We start from the raw sequence: 17,774 nt of genomic DNA on the forward strand, positions 1-17,774 counted from the left end.
GCGCTACACTCGACGCATGTGGCGGGTTGTTGCGGTATTGATGATGATCTCGGGCGGGGCTGTGGCGCAGGAGCGGCGGCCTAGTCACTGTATCGCTATTGCAGATGCAGCGCCGGGGATTGAATATCTTCACAAAGCGGCCTGGCAGGATCCCGTGCCAGAGTTTTCGGTTCGGATCAGCTATGTCGCGCATGCATCGTTTTTGATCCAGACTCAGGGTGGATTGAACGCGGTGACCGATTTCACCGGCTTTATCGGCGGCGCAGCGCTGATTCCAGACGTAGTCACGATGAACCATGCGCACAGCACCCACTGGACCGCCCATCCCGATCCGGCCATCCCGTACGTCCTGCCTGGTTGGGGCGAGTTCGGGCAGGGCATTGAACATCATCTCGATCTGGGAGAGCTGCTTGTGCGTAATGTGTCGACCGATATTCGATCGGCTTATGGTGGCGTTGAAGAGCGCGGGAACTCGATCTTTGTGTTCGAAATAGAGGGGTTGTGCATCGGTCATCTGGGACATCTGCATCATATTCCCTCGGACAAACAATTCGCGGCATTGGGTCGGCTTGATGTGGTCATGGCCGCAGTGGATGGTGGGACGACCATGCCTCTGCCCGAAATGATCCAAGTTCTGAAGCGGCTGAAAAGCTCGATCATTATTCCAATGCACTGGTTCTCGGACTTCTCACTTGAGCGATTTCTTGTGGATATACGCGAGGATTTTCCGGTTGAACGAGATGGAGTTTCGGAACTCATCGTCTCATTGCGGACTTTGCCAGACCGACCGACGGTCGTCGTGTTGGAACCCCAGTATCTGATTGAGCAGGAATAGGGCTTGCCGCTGCCGCTGGCCTTTGGCAGGGAGTGGGTATGACTCTGTACCCCGCCGATGACCGCTTTGCCGAAGCCGTACGCGCCCAGCTGGGCGATGATGTACTGCGGCCCGTTTCCGAACGCTATCTCGAAGAGCCACGTCAGCGGTTTGTAGGGCAGGGCGGGTTGCTGGCCTTGCCTAAGACCGTAGAAGAGGTGTCGGCTCTGGTCCGGTTGGCTGCTGACGCGTGCGTGCCCGTTGTTCCATATGGCGGCGGCACCGGTCTGGTGGGAGGGCAGGTTGCGCCGGATGGCCCTACGCCGTTGATCATCTCGCTAGAGCGGATGTCAGCAATCCGTGCGATCTACCCGACTGAAAACATTCTCGTTGCTGAAGCGGGTGCCATTCTGGCGGATGTACAGGCGGCAGCCGAGGATGCCGAACGGTTGTTTCCTCTGTCGCTGGCGGCACAGGGGTCTTGTCGGATCGGGGGCAATCTGGCCACCAATGCCGGCGGCGTGAATGTGCTGCGGTATGGTAATGCACGCGATCTATGTTTGGGGCTTGAGGTGGTATTGCCAAGCGGTGATATCTGGCATGGGCTTAGTCGTTTGCGCAAAGACAACACTGGTTATGACCTACGCAACCTGATGACCGGGTCCGAAGGGACGCTGGGGATCATCACGGCGGCGGCACTGAAGCTGTTCCCGCAACCCAAAGGGGTCGGAACGGCGATGTTTCAGGTTGCCTCGCCGGAGGCCGCAATTGATCTGTTACCATTGGCGCGGGATCAGGTGGGCGAGGCGATCAGCACGTTTGAGCTAATCCACAGGCAAGGGCTGCAGTTTCTGACCGAGGTTCTGCCAGATATTCGGCAACCCTTTGCGAAGCCACCGGAATGGAGCGTCCTGATCGAGTTGGGCCTGTCCGCTGGGCAAGATCCTTCGGACATGCTCGAGGCAATCTATGTGGCTGCCGAAGAACGCGGTCTGGTGGGGGATGCCGTCATTGCTCAGAGCGAGGCTCAAAGAGCCGAGTTGTGGGCAGTGCGCGAGCAGATTCCCGAGGCCAACCGCTTGATCGGGTCTGTCTCAAGTCATGATATCTCGGTTCCGATCTCCCGAATCCCCGAGTTTATTCAGCGCGGCGCGCGTGTGGTTGCCAAACGGGGGCCGTTCCGGGTGAATTGCTTTGGCCATTTGGGTGATGGGAACCTGCACTACAACGTGTTTCCACCTGCCGGTCACGACAAGGCCGAGTTTGATGCACAACGCAGTGCCGTTAAACGTGCCGTGCATGATCTGGTACATGAATTTGAAGGATCGGTAAGTGCGGAACATGGTGTTGGTAGGCTCAAGACTGACGATCTTGAAGACTATGGCGATCCGGTAAGATTGCAGGCCATGCGTGCCATCAAGATGGCGCTTGATCCAAAGGGGATCATGAACCCCGGTGCGGTTCTTAAAAACTAAGCGCGACCCGGTCGACTACCGGGCCGCGCCACAAGTTCATGACGCAGGCAGAATAACTTTGTCGATCACATGGATCACGCCGTTCTCGGCCTCAATATCGGCTTGCACCACGTTGGCATCATTCACCATGACGCCATTGTCCAGATCGATAGTAATATCCCCGCCTTGTACGGTTGCGGCGGTCATGTCATCGGACAAATCACCCGACATCACTTTGCCAGGCACAACATGATAGGTAAGGATCGCGACAAGTTGGTCTTTGTTTTCCGGCTTTAGCAGATTTTCTACCGTCCCTTCGGGCAGCGCTGCAAACGCCTCATCCGTGGGCGCGAACACAGTGAACGGCCCGTCACCCTTTAACGTTTCAACCAGCTCGGCGGCCTGTACCGCAGCGACGAGCGTTGCGAAGCTGCCCGCACCCACTGCAGTATCGACGATATCTTTAGAGTGCCCGTCTGCCAGGGCAGAAGTGGTCAACAGAAGACTTGCAACTCCAGCAACAGCGAATTTGCGAAACATGACATGATTTCCCTTGATGAGAATGCCTCAGGTGGCATCAATCGGGGTACGCAGTATGTTCACAAACAGATCAGAGATATTAAGCGTCGCAGTTTCTTGAAATCCGCCTTACCCGGGCTAAGCTTGCGGGTTGCACGAATTCCAGTCACGAGTCCGTGAATTGTGTGATGGTCAGAGCCCTTCGAACTCGCACAGAACGTGCACATCCATACCCAGATCTTCCAGCGCTTTGCGACCACCTAGTTCGGGCAAGTCGATGATGAATGCGCAAGAGATAATCTCGCCCCCCAGTCGTTCGATCAACTTGATGCCAGCGGCAGCGGTGCCGCCTGTAGCGAGCAGGTCGTCAACGACCAGAATTTTTTCACCCGGCTGGATGGCATCATCATGAATCTCAACGATGGCTTCGCCATATTCCAGCTTATAGTCTTGGCTGATCGTAGTGCCGGGCAGCTTGCCTTTCTTGCGAATTGGCACAAATCCAACGCTCAACTGATGTGCTATGGCACCGCCCAGAATGAAGCCGCGTGCCTCAAGACCCACGACTTTATCGATCCGCTCGCCCGCATAGGGGTGCAGCATCTGGTCGATTGCCATACGAAACCCGCGTGGATCAGCAAATAGGGTGGTGACATCCCGGAACATGATCCCCTCATGCGGGAAATCGACAATGGTCCGAATGTAATCCTTGACCGTTTTGTTTTTGGACATGGGCCACCCCTTTGGCATCAAACACGCAGGGGTGTTTGACCCATCAAAGTCGGTCATGCAAGAAAACTTTGGCGCCTGCGGCTACTTGCGGCGGCGGCCGATGGCGTTTGGCAGGCCATGGTAACGAAACTGAGCATTCGAGAGCCACGAGTTGCGCGGTTTACGTCAGCCACGCGCGCAAACCGCCGGTTCATCCGGGCGTTCATGAAGGAAAATGCCAAAGACTGACCTTAGGCAGGGCGGCGCAATACAGCTGTAGCGACGCCCATCCCGATCAGAGTCAGCCCTCCGAACCGGGTCATGGCAGTGATGACGTTTGTACGTCCGATCATGCGGCGCAGCCGATCCGCCAGCAGCGCATAGGCGAGTGCGTTTAGCCCGGCGAGACCGACGAAGGTGGCGATCAGTATTGCAAATTGCGGCCCCAGCGGATCAGTAGGGCGCAGGAACTGCGGTACAAACGCAATGAAGAAAGCGATTGATTTCGGGTTCAACGCGGTGACGGCGGCGGCATGGCCAAAGACACTGCGGGCGGTGACATTTCGTTCAGGCTCAATAGCCTGTAAACCACCAGAAGGCGCGCTGCGAAGAAGTTTGATGCCCAGCCAAATCAGATAAACAGCACCCACCCATTTCAGCACAGTGAACAGGGTAGCCGAGGCCAATACCAGCGCGCCCAGCCCCAACAGCGATGCAGTCATCGCCACCAGATCACCCAAAGCCACACCAGTTGCCGAGGCAACCGCAACGCTGCGCCCTTTCGACAGCGCATAGCTGAGAACCAGCAGAACCGTCGGCCCGGGGATCAGCAGCAGAGCGGTCGATGCGGCCACAAAGGCGAGCCAGAGTTCAAGTGACATTGGAAATCCTATCGATGCGTCGCCCACACCAAGCCTCGCCGCAACGGCGAGGTCAAGCCTTTGCGTGTTCTGTTAGGCGGCGCATCACCGTCTCTAATGGTCCGTGCTTGAATTTACTGAACCAAAGCAGGGCAAATAGTGACGACAAGAGACAGAAGAACAGGGCGTACATCGCGATTTGCGGCGCGCTCAGCGATCCGTTTAGCAGTCCGAGTTCTTCCAGCAGCCCCATTCCAATCAGGATATGGGCCATATAAAGCGTCAGGCTTTGTCGTCCCGGCGCGGTCAGAAACGTCGCGATCTCACTCCGCTCGATCATTGGCCAGAGCTTCAATAACAACCCGATCACCATACAGGCGGTCCCAGTCCCCGCCATTATGTAGAATGGCCCGGGCGGGATCGACTCCGTCCCCAGATAGGCCACCAATTCCGGGTCCGATGTTAACATCTGCGGAAACAGAGCCAGCACCGCGGCACCAAAGCCCCACATGATCAACCGATGCTGAATGCAAAGGGTATGAATGTCAGACCGCCCGATCGCCATTCCGATCAATAGGAATGCTGCCCATGGCAAGACCGGATGCCAGCCGTTGAACAGTGCGTTGCGAATAAATCCGGACAAGCTCCAGAGATCGGTATACACCAGCGTTTCCCAATCCCAGCCCTGATCATAGTTGAAGATCAGGTTGGCGACTACTGCGAGGATCCCGATACCCAACGCTCCAAGCCACAGCCCGCGTTTCGAAGCCCTCAGAAACGCGGCACCGACTACAAAGTAAAGCGCATAAAAATGCAGGATATCGGCGTCGAATATGGTCATATTTATGAGTCCGATCACAAACAGAAATGCTGCTCTGCGTAGCAATAATCCTGCTGAGATACATGACAATCCGATACCAATCCCGGCGAGAACTACGAATAAAGCAGCTGCGCGCCCTTCCAGCGCATCAATCAAAACAGAGGCCCAATCAGTGCCCGGAGCGGCTTCGGCTGCGATACGGAAGTTAACCAACACCATACCGCAAAAGGCTAAATAGCGGGCAGCATCCAGCGCGTCCAATCGCTTCATAACTCCTCTCTATACTCGGGCTGGGTTGGCTAAGTGTATGCCTTTTCGTCGATAATTGGCTTCAACATGGCGTTGCATCAGGGCATTTCAACTGCTGCTATCTCAAACGCCAGGGGTTCTTGCATTGCGGCAACAGATTTAAGATTGGATAAAGCTTGGCTCACGCATCTTGAAACGCGCATAAGACTTCCCACACTCGCAGTGCGACCAAAGGAGGGGGCAATGGTTCAAACACAACATGCAGATACTAAGGCAGGTTCCAGACACTTTGGCGTTGAGCGCGTAAAAAACATTCTGGTTGGGCTGCTGCTGACCGGTGCGATCATCTATACAGGCATCGTCGGTTACATGTTTCTTAACCAGCAATCTCTGCTTTACAAACCCGATGGTGAATTGCCCGACCCGTCCAGCGTTGGATTGGCAGATGTTGAGATGCAATCGGTCCCGATGACCGATGGCACAGTGCTGACAGTCTGGGCCGCGCCGGCTGCGGTTCCCGATGCACCGACAGTCCTGTTTTTCCACGGCCAAAGCGGCAATCTGGGTGATCGCGCTGATCGTTTGCGCGAAATTCTCAACTCAGGCTATGGCTTGCTGGCCCCCAGCTATCGTGGCTTTCCGGGCAGCGAGGGTGAGCCTTCGGAACCGGCGCTGATCTCTGATGGCCTGCAACTTTTTGACCGGCTGACCGGAAAGGGTGAAGCCGTTGTTTTGCAAGGACAAAGCCTCGGCACCGGCATCGCGGCCGCCGTTGCTGCTGAGCGCCCCGAGGCGGAATTGCTCGTGCTCGAAGCCCCATTCACTGCAACCGTCGATGTCGCTGCGGAACGCTATCCGTTTCTTCCTGTCTCAGTCCTGATGAAGGATCAGTTTGCCACCCGCGACCTGATCGAACAGATCACGGTGCCGACGTTGATCTTTCACGGCACCGAGGATGAAACCATCCCGCTGCACCACGGACAGGCTCTGGCCGAGATGTCTGATAGCGCGCAGCTTTACGTGATCCCGGACGGAACCCACAACAATCTGTGGTCATATGGCCTGTGGGACGAGGTGCAAAAGAACCTGTCTCAGAACTGAGATCATAGGACCCGCTCAGCCACCGCATCCAGCTTGGCCAACAAGGCCGGGTCACGCTTTTCTGGCGCAGTCAGGATGGCATATTCCAGCGCCCGGTCGCAGCCATGAGGGCAGGGTGCGCGCTCTGCCCCCAGCACAGCGGGCAGACCTTTGACCAATGCTCGGCCTTTTTCCGCATTACCGGTCAGCGTGGCGATGATTGCGGTTACGTCGACCTCGCCGTGGTCCGGGTGCCAGCTGTCATAATCGGTGACCATGGCGATCGAGGCATAACAAAGCTCGGCCTCGCGGGCGAGTTTCGCTTCCGGCATGTTGGTCATGCCGATCACATCACAGCCCCAGTGCTCGCGGTACATCTTGGATTCCGCCAACGAGGAAAACTGCGGCCCTTCCATCGCCAGATAAGTGCCGCCCCGGTGGATCGTGATGCCTGCCGTCTTGCCGGCGGTCTCGCAAGCGTCCGATAGGCGTGGGCAGGTTGGATGGGCAACGCTCACATGAGCAACGCAGCCGGTTCCGAAAAAGCTCTTTTCGCGGGCAAATGTCCGGTCGATGAACTGATCCACGATCACGAAATCACCCGGCGCCATATGTTCGCGGAATGACCCGCAGGCCGAAACCGAAATTACATCCGTTACGCCCAGCCGCTTCAACGCGTCGATATTGGCGCGATAGGGCACTTCGGTCGGTGAATGCACATGACCGCGCCCATGACGCGGTAGAAAGGCCATCTCAATACCGTCCAGTGACCCGGTCAGAATCTGATCTGAGGGATCGCCCCATGGTGTCTCCACAGTGACCCATTCGGCATTTTCCAGACCATCGATGTCATAGATACCCGATCCTCCGATGACGGCGATTTTTGTTTGGGTCACGTTTGCTCTCCATTGAAAATATCTTCTTGGTGAGTTCTGCGGGCCACGGCCTCTTTTGACAAGTAGGTTCAACGGTTTGTGTGCATCTGCGTCAAGCTATGCGTGGGGTGCATATCAGGGTCCCGCCTAGCGCGGTATCTCGAGGCCGGTTTGACCGCTAGAAGGCCCCTTTCGCGCGAACAAAACCGACCAACAGGACCGATCCATGCCCCGAGCCATGCTGGCAAGCTTTGCCAATCGTATAGCCAAACCCGATCTGCGCTGGGTCCCGGATGAGGGATTGACCTTTTCCCGCCTGCGGATCGAGTTGCTGTCCGGTCTCACCGTCGCCTTGGCGCTGGTCCCTGAAGCCGTGGCCTTTGCCTTTGTCGCCGGGGTGCACCCTCTGGTCGGGCTTTACGCGGCGTTTCTGGTCGGTCTGATCACTGCTTTGATCGGCGGTCGCCCCGGCATGATCTCGGGCGCAACCGGGGCGCTAGCGGTTGTCATGGTCGCACTGGTCGCGCAGCACGGGGTCGAATACCTGTTCGCAACGGTGGTGCTGATGGGGATCATGCAGATTATCGCAGGAGCAATGCACTGGGGCCGGTTCATCCGCCTTGTGCCGCATCCGGTGATGCTGGGCTTTGTGAACGGTCTGGCGATTGTGATCTTTCTGGCGCAGCTGGGCCAGTTCAAAGTGCCCGGAACCATGGAAAACACCGGCCACGGCATGGGCGGTGGCGAGTGGCTTTCAGGCGTCCAGTTGTACACAATGCTGGGTCTGGTCGCCCTGACGATGGCTGTGATCTGGATCATGCCCCGCATCACTCGCATCATTCCAGCGCCTCTGGCCGGGATTTTTGTTGTCGCCGCTCTGGTCATTGGCATTGGGCTGGACGTCCCGCGCGTCGGCGATCTGGCATCGATCGAAGGCGGCTTGCCCAAGTTCCATATCCCGATGGTTCCGCTGAACTGGGAAACCTTTGAAATCATCCTGCCCTATGCGCTGATCCTAGCGGCAATCGGCCTGATCGAATCCCTGCTGACCCTGAACCTTGTGGGTGAGATCACCGGCAAACGCGGCGGCGCCTCGCAGGAGTGCATCGCGCAAGGCACAGCGAACGTGGTCACCGGCTTCTTCGGCGGTATGGGTGGCTGTGCCATGATCGGCCAGTCGATGATTAACGTGAAATCCGGCGGACGCACCCGGATCGCTGGCATCGCTGCGGCGTTGTTCCTGTTGTTGTTCATCCTCGTCGGCTCTCCGCTGATCGAACAAATACCGCTGGCTGCACTGGTGGGCGTGATGTTCATGGTGGTGATCGGCACCTTCGCCTGGAACTCGCTGAAGATCATGCGCAAGGTGCCTTTGATGGACGCGTTCGTGATTGTACTGGTGACAGTCGTGACTGTGATGGAAGACCTTGCGGTGGCTGTTGTAGTCGGGGTGATCGTCTCGGCATTGGCATACGCTTGGAACAACGCGAAACGCATCCATGCGGTCACGCGCGACTCGGAAACGGAAGAGGGCGCGAAGGTCTATGAGATTCAGGGCCCGCTGTTCTTTGGATCGTCCGAAGGATTCGTGGAACTGTTCGAGGTACAAAACGACCCCGAGACCGTCATTATCGATTTCGCCGCCAGCCGTGTGGTGGACCAATCCGCGCTGCAGGCCATCGAAAACATTGCTTCCAAATACGAGACGGCGGGCAAGCGGGTTATGCTGCGGCACCTCAGCCGCGACTGTCACACGCTACTGAACAAGGCCGGCCACCTGATGGTCGATAGCGATGATGACCCGGATTACGAACTGGCTGTCGATTATTCGGTTCGGACCGGAATTCTAGGTGGGCATTGAATACCGGAAAAGGCGGCCTGATTGGCCGCCTTATTTCTGCAAAGCGATCTTCTCCAATGCGTTGAATCACCCGAGAGCAGCGCTTCTTCGGCCTGTGCGATGGTATCAGCGGGCCAATCCCACCAGCGCAATGCTTGCAACCGCTCGATAACATGGCGATCAAAACGGAACCGTCGAACTTCCGCTGGATTACCGGTAACAATCGCATAGGGTGGAACCTCACCGCGCACGACCGAGCCTGCGCCGATGATTGCGCCATTTCCGATCCGTGCGCCGGGCAGGATCAGCGCCCCGAAACCGATCCAGACATCGTGCCCAATAACCGTGTCACGTGTGTCAGGTTGGTAGCCTGTCATGCGATCCGGATTGAAGATTGGAAACGGAAAGCAGGTCAACCCATCGGTCGCGTGGTTTGCTGAAGCGGTGATAAACCTTACCCCATGAGCGATCTGGCAGAACTTGCCGAGCACCAGTTTTTCTTCCGAAAAGGGAAACAGATACGGTGCAAGCCGCTGCGCCCAGTCCTGCGGCGCATCAAAATCTGAAGCATACGTGTATGCTCCGGCCTCGAACCGGGGATGATCGACGGCCTGAGATAAGAATACCGTTCCTTTGAGGCTAGAGCCGTCGGGTAGAGAGATCGGATATCTGCGAAGAGGATCGGGCAGCGGCATCAGTCATCCGGTCGTGAAAGGCTGAACAAATCTGTCACTACAGAATAGTCCCGATATCCCAGCCGCGCGAGGGGATTGAACGAGGTCACATCAAACTTGCCATCGCGAATATGGTCGTCCTGCAGGTGAATGCCGGTGACCTCTCCGAATACCACTCGATTTGCCTCACCCGGTAGGGTCACGATCCGCGTCAGTTTGCATTCCAGCGCTGCGGGTGCGCCTTCGACGCGCGAGCAGGCGATCGTTTCGCATTCAATCGGGGTCAGCCCGGCATGGGCGAACTCGTCAATGTGCTTTGCCAGACCTTCCGAGCTGGCATTCATCTCGTCACGATGCGCATGGGCTACGACGTTCACGCAGAACACGCCGGTTGCCTCGATATTGGCGATGCTGTCCTTGCCGCCGTCCTGATCGTGCTTTGTGCCCGTTGTGGCAAACATCACCTGGGGCGGCGTGTAGGCGACGCCGTTAAAGAAGGAATAGGGGGCCAGATTGTTAATTCCAACCGCATCGCGCGTTGAAATCCAGCCAATCGGGCGCGGCGTGATGATGGCGTTGAAGGGATTGTGCGGCAGGCCGTGGCCGTCTTCGGGGCGATAGAACATAAGATCTCCAAGCGTTTGCCCAAGGCGTATCGAAGTGCTAGGGCGAATTCCAGCAAGGAAAAGAGGACGCGCGTGCAGCAATTCAGGATCAGGCCGGAAGAGCCAGAGGACTGGTGGGAGGTCGAGGCACTATATGACCTGTGCTTTGCACCGGGGCGCGAGGCACTGTCGTCCTATCGGCTGCGCGATGACGTGCCTCCGGTTGCCGGGCTATCGCAGGTTGCGCGCGATGGGCAGGGTATTCTGGCGGGCGCGATCCGGTTTTGGCCCGTACACATAGAAGATCACGACGCATTGCTGCTAGGTCCGGTGGCCGTGCATCCAACCCATCAGGGAGAGGGGCTGGGCGGCTATCTGATCCACCAGGGCGTTGAAGCCGGGCGCGCCAAAGGCTGGGATCGTGTCATGTTGGTGGGTGATGCGCCCTATTATGCGCGATTTGGTTTCAATCGGCTCACCGGTGTTGAGATGCCCCCACCCACCAACCCGGATCGCGTGCTTGGGTTAGAGCTAATCCCCGGAGTTTGGTCTGGAATCCAAGGAGTTGTCACCCGCTGGACGCGCTGACCCATTGAAAACCCGCCGCAAAGTGCCGATGTTTTCAGAACAGGAGGGCACAGATGCAGGACGTTGTTCTTGTCGAAAAACTCGATCCCGAGGCCGAACTTGACCGGCTGGCGCAACTTTATGGCTCGGCAGGTGGTGCGGGGGTAAACCTTTTGAACAAATTGGGTGGGTCTGCAGAATCCCTGCTGGATCAGCTGCCAAAACCGGTGCGGGAAGGCCTGACGGAAACCACCGAACAGGCGCTTTGGCTGGCCATGCATGCCGCCGAGGGCACGCGCCGGGCGGTGCCGGATCAGAAACCTTGGGTCAATACGGCGCTGACTACCGCAATGGGCGCAGCCGGAGGCCTGGGCGGCGTGTCAACAGCTTTGGTTGAACTGCCCGCGACCACAGCAATGATGCTACGTGCCATCCAAGGCGCGGCAGCACGCGAAGGGTTCGATCCGAAGGCTGAAAACGTGAAATTCGACTCGATCCGGGTGCTGTCAGCCGCAGGACCGCTGGCCGAGGATGATGGGGCTGATCTGGGCTTTTTCTCGATGCGTTTGACCCTGACGGGGCCAACCATGCAGCGCCTGATTGCGCTGGTTGCTCCGCGATTGTCGGTCGTGCTGGGCCAGAAGCTCGCGGCGCAGTCCGTACCGCTGCTTGGTGCGCTTGCCGGGGGTGGCACGAACTTTATTTATACCCGCTACTATCAGCAGATCGCGCAGGTGCATTTCGGGCTCCGTCGATTGGCAATTGACGCCGACATCCCTCATGACGAGTTGGTGCGCCGATTGTCGGGACGGATGGACCTTAGGCAAGGAACTTTCCCGTAATGCTTGGCAGATTCCACCAGATATGATAAATATCACTTTATAAACCGCAACATAAGCGGAGCGAGCAGTAGGTATGAACCGTGTTTGACGGGCGCAGTGGCGTGGCTAGCAGGCTTTCGGCAGAGGGGCTTTCTCTGTCCGGGGCGCTGCCTGTGTTTACCCAATCTGCTGCACTTTGTTATCGCATCAAATGTGGTGCGCCTGAAATTTTGTTGATCACGACCCGTCGGGCGCAACGCTGGATCATTCCAAAAGGGTGGCTCATCAACGGGCTATCTGCGCCAGAAACTGCCGCGCGGGAGGCCTGGGAAGAGGCGGGCGTGCTTGGAAAATGTGGAACTGAAAGTCTGGGCAGATTTGCATACGTAAAGAAGCGATCTAACAATGCCTCTGCGTTGTGTCTGGTCGATGTTTTTCCGCTGTATGTACAGCAAATGGAAACTCGTTTCCCCGAAGCCGGTAAACGCAGAAGGAAGTGGTATTCGCCTGAAAAAGCATCGGTGAAGGTGTCATCCCCTGAGCTTGCTGCACTTTTGGACGGATTCGGCGGCCATTCGCACTAGTGGATCAAGATCAAGACTTGATATTGCCATGTTGGTCGGTATCTATTCGCCAACCGTAAACTGGAAACACCATGATTCAATACGCATTAAAATGTAGCCAAGGCCACAGCTTTGATAGCTGGTTCCAATCAGCCGCTGCGTTTGACAAGTTGGCAAACACCGGGTTGGTCACCTGCGCCGTTTGTGGTTGCGATCAGGTGGAAAAGGCGATCATGACACCGCGGGTTCGGCCTGCACGAGATACCGTTGCCAATACAACTCCGGCGCCGACGCCAGCGCCAACAGATGAGATCAATATGGCAAAACCTTCGCCCGAGATCCAAGAAGTGTTGAGCGAACTGCGTCGCAAGGTCGAAGAAAACTCTGACTATGTAGGCAAGGATTTCGCCAGCGAGGCGCGCAAAATACATTTGGGTGATGCGCCCGAGCGCGCCATCTATGGTGAGGCACAGCCCGAAGAGGCGCAGTCACTGATTGAAGATGGCGTGCCCGTCGCGCCACTGCCGTTTGTCCCCAGCCGCAAGACCAACTGATAAATGCATATCGTTATTACTGGCACGAACCGGGGGATCGGAAAAACCCTGGCGGATCAATACCGTGCCGCAGGCCAAGATGTGATAGGGACGTCACGAGACGGTAGTGCCGACATCGTATTAGATGTCACAGATCCGGCCCATCACGCGGCGATGGCCGAGCAATTACAAGGTCGCCCGATCGATCTTTTGATCTGCAATGCGGGTGTGTATCTGGACAAAGGACACGACCTTAACGGTTATCCCGCCGAGATGTGGGCGCAGAGCTTCGCCACCAATGTGACCGGCGTGTTCCTGACTATTCAATCACTATTGCCGAACCTGCGTGCGGGGCGGGGACGAATTGCGATTGTCTCTTCTCAGATGGCATCACATACGCGCGCACCCGGTGGCAGCTATATCTATCGCGCTTCAAAAGCAGCGGTTCTGAATCTGGGTCGCAACCTTGCGTCGGATCTACAGGCAGATGGAATCGCGGTCGGAATCTATCATCCGGGTTGGGTGCAGACCGATATGGGCGGAACCAGCGCAGAGATCAGCGTAGATCAAGCGGCGGATGGCCTGATCGAGCGCTTTGCGGCGCTTTCGCTCGACACCACCGGTTGTTTTGAAACCTGGGACGGTCGCGCACACCCTTACTGAGTGTTCAAGGCCGCTTTGGGGAGTTCATAGACTTCTCCGGGCTCGATGAAAATTACCATAATGTCGCCGCGTGTTTCATATGTCAGATTCGATGTCGAACTGCTGGAATCAGGCACGCCCTTGGTAAAATAGATCCGCCGCACCTCGCCGGTGTTCAACTGTACCGCCAGCGTCGCGGTTCCATCTTCACGCTTGCGCAATTCGGCAGGACAGCTGGCCAGTGTGTCACCCGCCAAAGCCGCGCAAGGTACCGTGCCCAGTGAATTCTCACCGTCCGTTCCCGACAGGGTGGCCACTTGGGCATTGGCAGCGGTTGAGATCAGAGTCAGGGCAAGGGCAAAGCGGAACATGGAAATCCTCTTGGAATAAGATGTTGATGGAACGCTTACATCACGTGCGATCAAAGTAAAGCACTGCTGCGCAGACTTTGCCCACTTGCCCTTACGCCCCCCCTCGCATAAGACGCACGGGATCAGAAATTTAAGGCGCGGAGACTTTGGCCTCATGCCCGTACTCGTGATGAAATTCGGCGGCACGTCGGTCGCCAATCTGGACCGGATCCGCCGCGCTGCAAAACGGGTCGGTGTCGAGGTCGCCAAGGGCTATGACGTGATCGTCATCGTTTCGGCCATGTCGGGTAAAACCAACGAGCTGGTAGGTTGGGTCGATGAAATCTCGCCCCTCTATGATGCGCGAGAATACGATGCCGTTGTCTCTTCGGGTGAAAATGTTACCGCAGGCCTGATGGCGTTGACGCTGCAAGAAATGGAAATCCCGGCGCGCAGTTGGCAGGGCTGGCAGGTGCCTCTGATCACGAACGGCGCCCATTCGGCTGCCCGGATCGAGGAGATCCCGCCGGAGAACATTACTCAGAAGTTTGACGAAGGCATGCGTGTTGCGGTGGTGGCAGGCTTTCAGGGCATCAGCCCCGAAGGACGGATCACCACATTGGGCCGCGGTGGGTCTGATACCACGGCCGTGGCATTCGCTGCAGCGTTCGACGCCGAGCGCTGTGATATCTACACAGATGTGGACGGCGTCTACACCACCGACCCGCGCATCTGCGAGAAAGCGCGCAAGCTGGATCGGATCTCGTTTGAGGAAATGCTCGAACTGGCCTCTCTTGGGGCCAAGGTGCTGCAGACCCGCTCGGTCGAGCTGGCGATGCGCTACAAGGTGAAACTGCGCGTTCTCTCAAGCTTTGAGGAACAATCCGACGAGGCTGGTACGCTGGTCGTCGACGAGGAGGAAATCATGGAATCCAATGTAGTCTCGGGCGTGGCCTATTCACGGGATGAGGCAAAGATGACCGTTGTCTCGGTTGCCGACCGTCCCGGAATTGCCTCGATCATCTTCACGGCACTCAGCGATGAAGGCATCAACGTAGACATGATCGTCCAGAACATCTCGGACGAAGGGCGTACCGACATGACGTTCTCCTGCCCAACCAATCAGGTTGCGCGTGCCGAAAAGGCCCTGCTGGCGATCAAGGAACAGGGTGAGCTGAACTATGCCGAACTGGTTGCTGACGAAGATGTCTGCAAGGTGTCGGTTGTGGGGATCGGCATGCGCTCGCAATCCGGCGTTGCGGCCAAGATGTTCAAGATTCTCTCGGATGAGGGGATCAACATTAAGGTCATTACAACCTCCGAGATAAAAATTTCCGTCCTGATCGACAGGAAATACATGGAACTTGCGGTTCAGGCACTGCATGATGCCTTTGAACTGGACAAGGCGGCCTGAGTTTTCAGCCACGTGTCCCGTCTGAAACCGTAACGTGGGTGGGCCATGGCGGAAGGCACGGAAACAGAATCTCGCAAGCTGCTGGGGCGGCTGCGCGAAGAAATGGCCAGCGAGGCCGCCGGTCAGGAACGTCTTGACCGGATCACGCATCTGATCGCAGACAGTACCGAACGCGAAGTGTGCTCGATCTATCTGTTCCGCGATGAAGACACGCTGGAGCTTTGCGCCACAGAAGGTTTATCACCCGAAGCCGTGCACCAGACCCGGATGCGCATGGGTGAGGGGCTGGTTGGACGCGTCGCCAAATACGGCAAGGTGGTCAATACCGCCGATGCGCCGTCAGCCAAGGGGTTTCGGTACATGCCGGAAACCGGCGAGGAACGGTATTCGTCGTTCCTGGGTGTTCCGGTGCAGCGTCTGGGGCAGAAGCTTGGCGTACTGGTTGTGCAGTCACGGGACGCGCGTGAGTTTTCAGCGGATGAGGTCTATGCGCTGGAAGTGGTCGCGATGGTTCTGGCTGAAATGGCCGAACTGGGCGCGTTCGTGGGCGAAGGCGCAGCCTTGTCACCGCTTCATCAGCAGTCGGTGCAATTGAACGGGGGACCTGCGCAGGAAGGGTCTGCAGAAGGTCATGTCTGGCTGCACGAGCCACGCGTTGTCGTCACCAACCCAATCGCTGAGGATCCGCATCGTGAGCGCGAGCGGCTGACCGAGGCAGTTGAAGAGCTACGCGTTGGCGTAGACAAGATGCTCGAGATTTCTCAGGGCGGCGACAAGGAGCAGTTGCAGGTTTTGGAAGCTTACCGGATGTTTGCCAACTCCAAGGGCTGGATGCGCCGGATGGAGGAAGACATCGCCCTTGGCCTCAGCGCCGAGGCGGCGGTTGAGAAAGAGCAATCCCAGGCCCGCGCCCGCATGGGGCAGGTCACCGATCCGTATTTGCGTGAACGGCTGGCAGATCTGGATGACCTCAGCAACCGGTTACTGCGGATTCTGACCGGTCAGGGCAATGGCAACGGGGCTGATCTACCGCCCGATCCGATTCTGATCGCCCGCAACATCGGCCCTGGAGACTTGCTGGAATATGGCCGATCGCTCAAAGGCATCGTGTTGGAAGAAGGCTCGGTTGGCAGCCATGCAACCATCGTGGCACGCGCTCTGGCGATCCCGCTGGTGGTGCATGTGGGCCGTATCACAACCGAAGCACTGAATGGTGATCACATTCTGGTTGATGGGGATAGCGGCGTTGTGCATCTGCGACCCGAAGACACCGTGGTCAGTGCCTTCCGCGACAAGATCGCTATGGAGGCTAAGGCGCAGGAACGCTACGCGTCGATCCGCGAAACGCCGACAGTGACGCAGGATGGTGCGCGTATCAACATGGTGATGAACGCGGGTTTGATGGCTGATTTGCCATCACTGAATAACTCGGGTGCCGAAGGCGTGGGTCTGTTCCGCACCGAGCTGCAATTCCTGATCCGCAATCAGATGCCGAAACGATCCGAGCTTGTAACGCAATACAAACGGGTCCTGGATGCGGCGGGCGAAAAGCGAGTGGTGTTCCGAACACTGGATATCGGGTCGGACAAGGTTCTGCCCTACATGAAGCACGTGGAAGAACCGAATCCGGCGCTGGGCTGGCGCGCGATTCGCGTCGGACTGGACAAACGCGGCGTGATGCGGATGCAGCTACAGGCGCTGATCCGTGCCGCCGATGGAAGACCCCTGACGGTCATGTTCCCGTTTGTCGCGCAGGCAGATGAATTCAGGGAAGCGCGCTGGGAGGTCAAGAAAACCATCGAACGTGAACGTCGGCTGGGTCACGTCTTGCCCGAAACACTCGAGGTTGGGGCGATGCTGGAAACGCCCTCGCTCGCCTTTGCGCCACAGAAGTTCTTTGACGAGGTGGGCTTTATCTCGATCGGTGGCAACGACTTGAAACAATTCTTCTTCGCCGCCGACCGCGAGAATGAGCTGGTGCGTCGTCGTTATGATACGTTGAACGTCAGCTTTCTGAGTTTTATCGAACGTATTGTGGAACGATGCGCGATTTCCGAAACTCCGCTTAGCTTCTGTGGTGAAGATGCCGGTCGCCCGGTCGAGGCGCTGTGCCTCGCTGCGATGGGTATTCGGACGCTGTCGATGCGCCCCGCTTCAATCGGGCCGGTCAAAAGCCTGATGCTGCGATCGAACCTTCAGGAAGTGCGCAAGATTATCGCCGATGCCCGCCATCGCGGCGAACAATCCGTGCGAACTGCGGTGATGGATTGGCTGCGGACACAATCCTGACCGGCCTTCTGCGATGTTGATTGTAAATCCGAGCTTGATTTTTGCGTTCGGGTTTCTTATTCAGCCGATGAATGTTAGCGATAACATGAATTAT

Annotated in this window: 19 protein-coding genes; 11 read left to right on the forward strand and 8 right to left on the reverse strand. The window is 57.3% G+C overall.

All coding sequences use genetic code 11. The annotated features are described in order from the left end of the window. The first annotated feature begins 16 nt into the window (after positions 1 to 16). Positions 17 to 835 (forward strand): MBL fold metallo-hydrolase, encoded by an 819-nt coding sequence (locus ACR0IU_RS14250; protein ID WP_480716711.1) that lies wholly within the window; start codon positions 17 to 19, stop codon positions 833 to 835. Positions 836 to 873: 38 nt separating this feature from the next. Then, positions 874 to 2,289 carry an FAD-binding oxidoreductase gene (locus ACR0IU_RS14255; RefSeq protein ID WP_480716712.1) on the forward strand — a complete coding sequence of 472 codons (1,416 nt, stop codon included), beginning with the start codon at positions 874 to 876 and terminating at the stop codon, positions 2,287 to 2,289. A 36-nt stretch (positions 2,290 to 2,325) separates the two neighbouring features. Here the strand turns inward: ACR0IU_RS14255 and ACR0IU_RS14260 are convergent, their stop codons facing one another. The 4 genes from ACR0IU_RS14260 to ACR0IU_RS14275 form a co-directional block, all read right to left on the reverse strand. Beyond that, the gene (locus ACR0IU_RS14260; protein WP_170473241.1) at positions 2,326 to 2,808 is read right to left on the reverse strand and encodes a fasciclin domain-containing protein; all 483 of its coding nucleotides are present in this window, start codon (positions 2,806 to 2,808) and stop codon (positions 2,326 to 2,328) included. Positions 2,809 to 2,979: 171 nt separating this feature from the next. Continuing rightward, a complete protein-coding gene (locus ACR0IU_RS14265; protein WP_480716713.1) occupies positions 2,980 to 3,519 on the reverse strand; it encodes an adenine phosphoribosyltransferase in 540 nt (179 codons plus the stop codon). A gap of 230 nt (positions 3,520 to 3,749) precedes the next feature. After that, positions 3,750 to 4,379, reverse strand: a complete 630-nt coding sequence (locus ACR0IU_RS14270) for a LysE family translocator (RefSeq protein ID WP_480716714.1) — start codon at positions 4,377 to 4,379, stop codon at positions 3,750 to 3,752. Positions 4,380 to 4,431: 52 nt separating this feature from the next. Next, positions 4,432 to 5,448, reverse strand: a complete 1,017-nt coding sequence (locus tag ACR0IU_RS14275) for a DUF418 domain-containing protein (protein WP_480716715.1) — start codon at positions 5,446 to 5,448, stop codon at positions 4,432 to 4,434. 222 nt (positions 5,449 to 5,670) lie between these two features. Here ACR0IU_RS14275 and ACR0IU_RS14280 point away from each other — a divergent pair, with 222 nt between their 5' ends. Next, a complete protein-coding gene (locus tag ACR0IU_RS14280) occupies positions 5,671 to 6,528 on the forward strand; it encodes an alpha/beta hydrolase (protein WP_480716716.1) in 858 nt (285 codons plus the stop codon). Positions 6,529 to 6,530: 2 nt separating this feature from the next. Here the strand turns inward: ACR0IU_RS14280 and ACR0IU_RS14285 are convergent, their stop codons facing one another. Beyond that, positions 6,531 to 7,403: an S-methyl-5'-thioadenosine phosphorylase gene (locus ACR0IU_RS14285; protein WP_480716717.1), complete on the reverse strand. Its 873-nt coding sequence runs from the start codon at positions 7,401 to 7,403 to the stop codon at positions 6,531 to 6,533. A gap of 205 nt (positions 7,404 to 7,608) precedes the next feature. Between ACR0IU_RS14285 and ACR0IU_RS14290 the strand changes: the two genes are divergently transcribed. Further along, positions 7,609 to 9,243, forward strand: a complete 1,635-nt coding sequence (locus ACR0IU_RS14290; protein ID WP_480716718.1) for a SulP family inorganic anion transporter — start codon at positions 7,609 to 7,611, stop codon at positions 9,241 to 9,243. Here ACR0IU_RS14290 and ACR0IU_RS14295 read toward each other — a convergent pair. Both ACR0IU_RS14295 and ACR0IU_RS14300 read right to left on the reverse strand, forming a co-directional pair. Beyond that, complete coding sequence (locus ACR0IU_RS14295) at positions 9,207 to 9,917, reverse strand: CatB-related O-acetyltransferase (RefSeq protein ID WP_480716719.1); 711 nt, start codon at positions 9,915 to 9,917, stop codon at positions 9,207 to 9,209. The two genes, ACR0IU_RS14290 and ACR0IU_RS14295, sit on opposite strands and share 37 nt — an antisense overlap. Beyond that, positions 9,917 to 10,522: a flavin reductase family protein gene (locus ACR0IU_RS14300; RefSeq protein ID WP_480716720.1), complete on the reverse strand. Its 606-nt coding sequence runs from the start codon at positions 10,520 to 10,522 to the stop codon at positions 9,917 to 9,919. Before ACR0IU_RS14300 ends, ACR0IU_RS14295 begins: the two co-directional genes overlap by 1 nt. Before the next feature lie 72 nt (positions 10,523 to 10,594). Between ACR0IU_RS14300 and ACR0IU_RS14305 the strand changes: the two genes are divergently transcribed. From ACR0IU_RS14305 to ACR0IU_RS14325, 5 genes are all read left to right on the forward strand, one after another. Next, positions 10,595 to 11,089 carry a GNAT family N-acetyltransferase gene (locus tag ACR0IU_RS14305; RefSeq protein WP_010441688.1) on the forward strand — a complete coding sequence of 165 codons (495 nt, stop codon included), beginning with the start codon at positions 10,595 to 10,597 and terminating at the stop codon, positions 11,087 to 11,089. 53 nt (positions 11,090 to 11,142) lie between these two features. Beyond that, positions 11,143 to 11,910, forward strand: a complete 768-nt coding sequence (locus tag ACR0IU_RS14310; protein WP_480716721.1) for an EcsC family protein — start codon at positions 11,143 to 11,145, stop codon at positions 11,908 to 11,910. An 80-nt stretch (positions 11,911 to 11,990) separates the two neighbouring features. After that, a complete protein-coding gene (locus ACR0IU_RS14315) occupies positions 11,991 to 12,473 on the forward strand; it encodes an NUDIX hydrolase (RefSeq protein ID WP_480716722.1) in 483 nt (160 codons plus the stop codon). Between the two features lie 71 nt (positions 12,474 to 12,544). After that, complete coding sequence (locus ACR0IU_RS14320; RefSeq protein ID WP_170779378.1) at positions 12,545 to 13,006, forward strand: DUF1178 family protein; 462 nt, start codon at positions 12,545 to 12,547, stop codon at positions 13,004 to 13,006. A 3-nt stretch (positions 13,007 to 13,009) separates the two neighbouring features. Beyond that, positions 13,010 to 13,648 (forward strand): SDR family NAD(P)-dependent oxidoreductase, encoded by a 639-nt coding sequence (locus tag ACR0IU_RS14325; RefSeq protein WP_480716723.1) that lies wholly within the window; start codon positions 13,010 to 13,012, stop codon positions 13,646 to 13,648. Here the strand turns inward: ACR0IU_RS14325 and ACR0IU_RS14330 are convergent. Further along, positions 13,642 to 13,998: a hypothetical protein gene (locus ACR0IU_RS14330; protein ID WP_010441693.1), complete on the reverse strand. Its 357-nt coding sequence runs from the start codon at positions 13,996 to 13,998 to the stop codon at positions 13,642 to 13,644. The genes ACR0IU_RS14325 and ACR0IU_RS14330 overlap by 7 nt on opposite strands. Positions 13,999 to 14,152: 154 nt before the next feature. Between ACR0IU_RS14330 and ACR0IU_RS14335 the strand changes: the two genes are divergently transcribed. Both ACR0IU_RS14335 and ptsP read left to right on the forward strand, forming a co-directional pair. After that, positions 14,153 to 15,391 (forward strand): aspartate kinase, encoded by a 1,239-nt coding sequence (locus ACR0IU_RS14335; RefSeq protein WP_010441694.1) that lies wholly within the window; start codon positions 14,153 to 14,155, stop codon positions 15,389 to 15,391. Between the two features lie 45 nt (positions 15,392 to 15,436). Next, positions 15,437 to 17,680, forward strand: a complete 2,244-nt coding sequence (gene ptsP, locus ACR0IU_RS14340; protein ID WP_480716724.1) for a phosphoenolpyruvate--protein phosphotransferase — start codon at positions 15,437 to 15,439, stop codon at positions 17,678 to 17,680. Positions 17,681 to 17,774 lie beyond the last annotated feature (94 nt).

Source organism: Ruegeria sp. CL5, assembly GCF_056536485.1.

What these genes read in the sequence shown, in the direction of transcription:
- ACR0IU_RS14300 (WP_480716720.1), bottom strand. Translation starts at nt 10,522, where the DNA reads ATGTTCTATCGCCCCGAAGACGGCCACGGCCTGCCGCACAATCCCTTC.
- ACR0IU_RS14320 (WP_170779378.1), top strand. Translation starts at nt 12,545, where the DNA reads ATGATTCAATACGCATTAAAATGTAGCCAAGGCCACAGCTTTGATAGC.
- ACR0IU_RS14330 (WP_010441693.1), bottom strand. Translation starts at nt 13,998, where the DNA reads ATGTTCCGCTTTGCCCTTGCCCTGACTCTGATCTCAACCGCTGCCAAT.
- ACR0IU_RS14250 (WP_480716711.1), top strand. Translation starts at nt 17, where the DNA reads ATGTGGCGGGTTGTTGCGGTATTGATGATGATCTCGGGCGGGGCTGTG.
- ACR0IU_RS14335 (WP_010441694.1), top strand. Translation starts at nt 14,153, where the DNA reads ATGCCCGTACTCGTGATGAAATTCGGCGGCACGTCGGTCGCCAATCTG.
- ACR0IU_RS14270 (WP_480716714.1), bottom strand. Translation starts at nt 4,379, where the DNA reads ATGTCACTTGAACTCTGGCTCGCCTTTGTGGCCGCATCGACCGCTCTG.
- ACR0IU_RS14265 (WP_480716713.1), bottom strand. Translation starts at nt 3,519, where the DNA reads ATGTCCAAAAACAAAACGGTCAAGGATTACATTCGGACCATTGTCGAT.
- ptsP (WP_480716724.1), top strand. Translation starts at nt 15,437, where the DNA reads ATGGCGGAAGGCACGGAAACAGAATCTCGCAAGCTGCTGGGGCGGCTG.
- ACR0IU_RS14275 (WP_480716715.1), bottom strand. Translation starts at nt 5,448, where the DNA reads ATGAAGCGATTGGACGCGCTGGATGCTGCCCGCTATTTAGCCTTTTGC.
- ACR0IU_RS14325 (WP_480716723.1), top strand. Translation starts at nt 13,010, where the DNA reads ATGCATATCGTTATTACTGGCACGAACCGGGGGATCGGAAAAACCCTG.
- ACR0IU_RS14290 (WP_480716718.1), top strand. Translation starts at nt 7,609, where the DNA reads ATGCCCCGAGCCATGCTGGCAAGCTTTGCCAATCGTATAGCCAAACCC.
- ACR0IU_RS14280 (WP_480716716.1), top strand. Translation starts at nt 5,671, where the DNA reads ATGGTTCAAACACAACATGCAGATACTAAGGCAGGTTCCAGACACTTT.
- ACR0IU_RS14255 (WP_480716712.1), top strand. Translation starts at nt 874, where the DNA reads ATGACTCTGTACCCCGCCGATGACCGCTTTGCCGAAGCCGTACGCGCC.
- ACR0IU_RS14260 (WP_170473241.1), bottom strand. Translation starts at nt 2,808, where the DNA reads ATGTTTCGCAAATTCGCTGTTGCTGGAGTTGCAAGTCTTCTGTTGACC.
- ACR0IU_RS14310 (WP_480716721.1), top strand. Translation starts at nt 11,143, where the DNA reads ATGCAGGACGTTGTTCTTGTCGAAAAACTCGATCCCGAGGCCGAACTT.
- ACR0IU_RS14295 (WP_480716719.1), bottom strand. Translation starts at nt 9,917, where the DNA reads ATGCCGCTGCCCGATCCTCTTCGCAGATATCCGATCTCTCTACCCGAC.